The 4,930-nt window shown below is 71.9% G+C and carries 1 protein-coding gene; it reads left to right on the plus strand.

Annotated features, from left to right (window positions below; all coding sequences use genetic code 11):
• Positions 1-74: 74 nt before the first annotated feature.
• Positions 75-4,930, plus strand: a 4,856-nt coding sequence (locus ABZS69_RS66815; protein WP_355395549.1) for an SDR family NAD(P)-dependent oxidoreductase, incomplete at its 3' end; no start/stop codon positions are given.

The following is a 4,930-nucleotide window of genomic DNA, read 5'->3' on the forward strand; positions in this document are numbered from 1 at the left end:
CCGCCGAGGTGGTCCGTGAACGGCTGGATGCGGGGTTGGAGGTCAGCGCGGACAACGGGCCGGCCTCGTGTGCGGTGGCCGGGCCGGTCCAGGCGTTGGAGGAGCTGGTTGAACGGCTGCGTGCCGAGGGGGTGCGGGCGCGGGTGATCGCGACCACGGTGGCCTCGCATTCGGTCATGGTGGAGCCCCTGCGTGAGCGGCTGCTGGACATGCTGGGCTCGGTCACTCCCGAGGCGGGCCGGGTGCCGTTCTACTCGACGGTGAGCGGCGGGGTGCTGGCGGGCTCGGAGCTGGGAGCGGAGTACTGGTTCGCGAACGCCCGCCGGCCGGTGGATTTCCAGGGTGCGGTGCGGGCGTTGCTGGCCGATGGCCGTTCGGCGTTCATCGAGGCGAGTCCGCATCCGGTGCTGGCGATGGCGGTTCAGGACATCCTGGACGCCACCGGCACGCCGGGAGTGGCGGTCGGGTCGCTGCGCCGCGGCGAGGGTGGCGCGGATCGGTTCGTTCGTTCGGTGGGTGAGGCGTTCGTCGCCGGTGTCAGCGTGGACTGGGAACGGCTCCTCACCGGCGCAGGTGTCGAGCTGCCGACGTATGCGTTCCAGCATCGGCGTTACTGGCTGGAAGGCGCCCCGGCTGGGGTGTCGGACGCGGGCGGGCTGGGTCAGACGCGGGTGGATCACCCGCTGCTCGGTGCTGCCGTCGAGTTGCCGAATGAGGGTGGTGTGGTGGTGACCGGGCGGATCTCCACCGCCACTCACCCCTGGCTGGCCGACCACGGGGTGGGAGACACCGTGCTCTTCCCCGGCACCGGCTTCGTCGAACTGGCCGTACGCGCGGGAGACGAGATCGGCAGCCCGGTGCTGGAGGAGCTGACCCTGGAAGCGCCCCTGGTCATCGAGGGCGACGAAGCCGTCCAACTCCAGGTCGCCGTGGCCGCCGACGAGGACGGCCGCCGCGAGGTGACCGTACACGCCCGCACCGGCCAGCGCCCCTGGACCCGTCATGCCACCGGCACCCTCACCCAGGCGAGCGGCACCACCCACACCACCGACGGGCAGTGGCCGCCCGCAGGGGCGCAGGCGGTGGACGTGTCCGGGCATTACCAGAGGCTGGCCGAGTCCGGCTATGGGTACGGTCCGGCCTTCCAAGGACTCAAGCGGGCCTGGATCCGCGACAGCGAGGTGTTCGCCGAGGTCGAGCTGGGTGAGCGGGAAGCCGCCGAAGCCGACCAGTACGGCATCCACCCGGCCCTGCTGGACTCGGCGCTGCACGCCACCGGCCTCGTCGAACAGGCTGACGGGGTGGCGCTCCCGTTCGCCTGGAACGGGGTGGAGCTGCTGGCTTCCGGCGCTCAGCAGGTGCGCGTGCACATCCGTCCGGCTGAGGACGGCGCTTCCAGCATCCGCATCTCCGACCCCGCCGGGGCTCCGGTGGCGGTCGTCACCAGCCTGATCTCCCGCCCGCTTCCGGCCGGTGGACTGTCGTCGCGCCCCCAGCCCGGGGATGAGGCGCTGCATCGGGTGCAGTGGATCCCGTTGCCGGGCGAGCTGCCGGGCTCCACCTCGGGAGACGTGGCGGTGGTGGGCGAGCGGTGGCCTGCTCTGGCCGCCGCCGCCGAGTACGCGGATGTTGCGGCGCTGGGTGAGGCGGTCGCGTCCGGGCTCGCCGTTCCCAGGACCGTGGTCATGCGCCTGGACACCGCCGGTGGGCCGCTGGAGGAACTGCGGCCCGAGCTGGACCGGGTCGTCGCCGTGCTGAGCGACTGGCTGGCCGACGAGCGGCTGGCCGAGTCCCGGCTGGTGCTGGTCACCACCGGTGCTGTGACGATTGACGCCGCCGGCGGCGCCGATGGTGGTGTTCTGGGCGGGGCGGCGGTGTCGGGTCTGGTGCGCTCGGCCCAGGCCGAGAACCCCGGCCGGATCCTGCTGGTCGACCTGGACGATGCGGCCGAGTCGTTCACCAGCCTGTCCGTGCTGGTCGGGGTGGAGGACGAGCCGCAGCTGGCAGTGCGTGCCGGCCGGGTGCTGGTGCCGCGGCTGGCTCGGGCCGACACCTCCGGTGACCTGCCCGTGCCCGAGGGTACGGGTGGGTGGCGGCTGGACTGCCCCGCCAAGGGCTCCCTGGAGGAGCTGGCCTTGATCCCAGCGCCGCAGGCCGATCGGGACCTGGCCGATTGCGAGGTACGAGTAGAAGTCCGCGCGGCCGGGGTGAACTTCCGCGACGTGGTCGTGACGCTGGGCATGGTGCCCGAGCAGGGCGAGCCGATCGGCGGCGAGTTCGCCGGTGTGGTCACCGAGGTCGGGCCGGGCGTGGCCGGGCTGCGGGTCGGGGATCGGGTGATGGGGCTGGGCGATGGCGCGTTCGGTCCTCGGGTGGTGGTCGATCAGCGGTTGGTGGTCGGCCTGCCGGAGGGCTGGTCGTTCGCCCAGGGAGCCGGGGTGACGGTGGCCTATGCGACCGCCTGGTACGCCCTGGTCGACCTGGCTGGGCTGAGCCGGGGCGAGCGGGTGCTGATCCACTCCGGTGCCGGTGGCGTCGGCATGGCGGCGATCCAGATTGCTCACCATCTGGGCGCGGAGGTGTTCGCCACCGCTTCACCTGCCAAGCAGCACCTGCTGCGCGAGCTCGGGGTGGCCGACGATCACATCGCCTCTTCCCGGGATCTCGACTTCGCCGACGTCTTCGCGGCGGTCTCGGGCGGGGTGGACGTGGTGCTGAACTCGCTGGCCGGGCCGTTCACCGACGCCTCGCTCGACCTGCTCACTTCGGGCGGCCGGTTCATCGAGATGGGCAAGACCGACCGCCGCGACCCCGCCGACGTCGCGGGCACTCACCCCCACGTGCGGTATCGCAGCTTCGACCTGATGGACGCCGGTATCGAGCGGGTCGGTCACATGCTGGCCGAGTTCCTGGAGCTGTTCACCGACGGTGAGCTGGCGGCGTTGCCGGTGCGGTGCTGGCCGGTCCAGCAGGCCCATCAGGCGTTCCGGCACATGGCCCAGGCCCGCCACACCGGCAAGATCATCCTGACCATGCCACGCCGCATGGACCCCGACGGCACCGTACTGATCACCGGCGGCACCGGCGGGCTGGGCGCGATTTTGGCCCGCCACCTGGCCACCGGTCACCAGGTCAAGCACCTGCTGCTGGCCTCGCGCAGGGGAGAGCAGGCACCCGACGCCGACCAACTGCGCGCCGATCTGGAAGCGGCAGGCGCGACGGTCGAGATCGCGGCATGCGATCTGTCCGACCCCGGGCAGGTCGGCGAGCTGCTGCACAGTGTCCCCGCCGAGCGTCCGCTCACCGCCGTCTTCCACACCGCCGGAGTGCTCGACGACGGCGTGGTCACCTCCCTCACCTCCGACAAGCTCGACCGGGTGTTGCAGCCCAAGGCGAACGCCGCCTGGCACCTGCACCAGGCGACTCAGAACCTGGACCTGGCCGCGTTCGTGCTCTACTCCTCCTCGGCCGCCACTCTGGACAGCGCCGGGCAGGGCAACTACTCAGCCGCCAACGCCTTCCTGGACGCCCTGGCCGTCCACCGCCAGAGCACCGGTCTGCCCGCACAGTCCCTCGCCTGGGGACTGTGGGCGCCGGAGACGGGTGGCATGACCCGCCAACTGGCCAAGCTCGATCTGGATCGCCTGGCTCGTTCGGGATTCACGGCGATGGGCGCCGTCGACGGCATGCGACTGCTGGATGTCGCGCTCACCAGGCCGGACGCCTTCCTCGTGCCGCTGCCCATCAACACCCGGATCCTGAGCGCTCGCCATGACGGTGTCCCGGCGATTCTGCGTGGGCTGGCTCGCACGCCCACGCGGCGCGCCGCCCATGCCGGGCGGGCTTCGGACGGCGGGTCGGCGCTGGAGCAACGGCTGGCCGGGTTGCCGGTGGCCGAGCAGGAGCACGTGCTGGTGTCACTGGTGTGCGCGGAGGCGGCTGCGGTGCTTGGGCATGCCTCGGGCGAGGAGATCCAGGTCGGGCGGCCGTTCAAGGATCTGGGCTTCGACTCGCTGACCTCGGTGGAACTGCGCAACCGGCTCAGCCGGGCGGCGGGCATGAAGCTTCCGGCGACGCTGGTCTTCGACCACCCCACGCCAGTGGCGCTGGCGGCGCATCTGCTGCAGCGGGTCACCGGCAGCGACAGGGCGGCGACCGGAGCCCAGCCGGCGCGGGCCGCGACAGCTCCCGCCGGGGTGGGGGAGCCGATCGCGATCGTGGCGATGAGCTGCCGCTATCCGGGTGGCGTGAAGTCGCCCGAGGACCTGTGGGACATGCTGGTCGAGGGCCGTTCGGGGATCTCGTCCTTCCCCGAGGACCGGGGCTGGGACCTTGAGGCGCTCTATCACCCCGACCCGGACCATGCGGGGACGACGTACCTGCGTGAGGGCGGGTTCCTGAAGGACGCGGCCGGGTTCGACGCGGGCTTCTTCGGGATCAGCCCGCGTGAGGCGATCGCGATCGACCCGCAGCAGCGGTTGCTGCTGGAGACGTCGTGGGAGGTGCTGGAGCGGGCGGGGCTCGACGCGGACTCGCTACGCGGCACTCTGACCGGCGTCTTCATCGGCGGAACACAGACCGGTTATGGCGCAGGGCCCGGATCGTACCCGGAGGAGATCGAGGGGTATCTCCAGACCGGCAGCGCCGGTTCGGTCATGTCGGGGCGGGTGGCCTACACCCTGGGTCTCGAAGGCCCGGCCCTGACGGTGGACACCGCCTGCTCCTCCTCGCTGGTCGCCATCCACCTGGCCTGCGAGTCCCTGCGCAGAGGGGAGAGCACCCTGGCGCTGGCGGGTGGCGTGACGGTGATGGCGACGCCGGAGCTGCTGGTGGACTTCAGCCGTCAGCGGGGGCTGGCGCGGGACGGCCGGTGCAAGGCGTTCTCCGACGAGGCCGACGGCACCGTGTTCTCCGAGGGCGTGGGCATCCT

Origin of the sequence: Nonomuraea sp. NPDC005650, assembly GCF_040605375.1 — a bacterium.
Taxonomy (GTDB): Bacteria; Actinomycetota; Actinomycetes; order Streptosporangiales; family Streptosporangiaceae; genus Nonomuraea.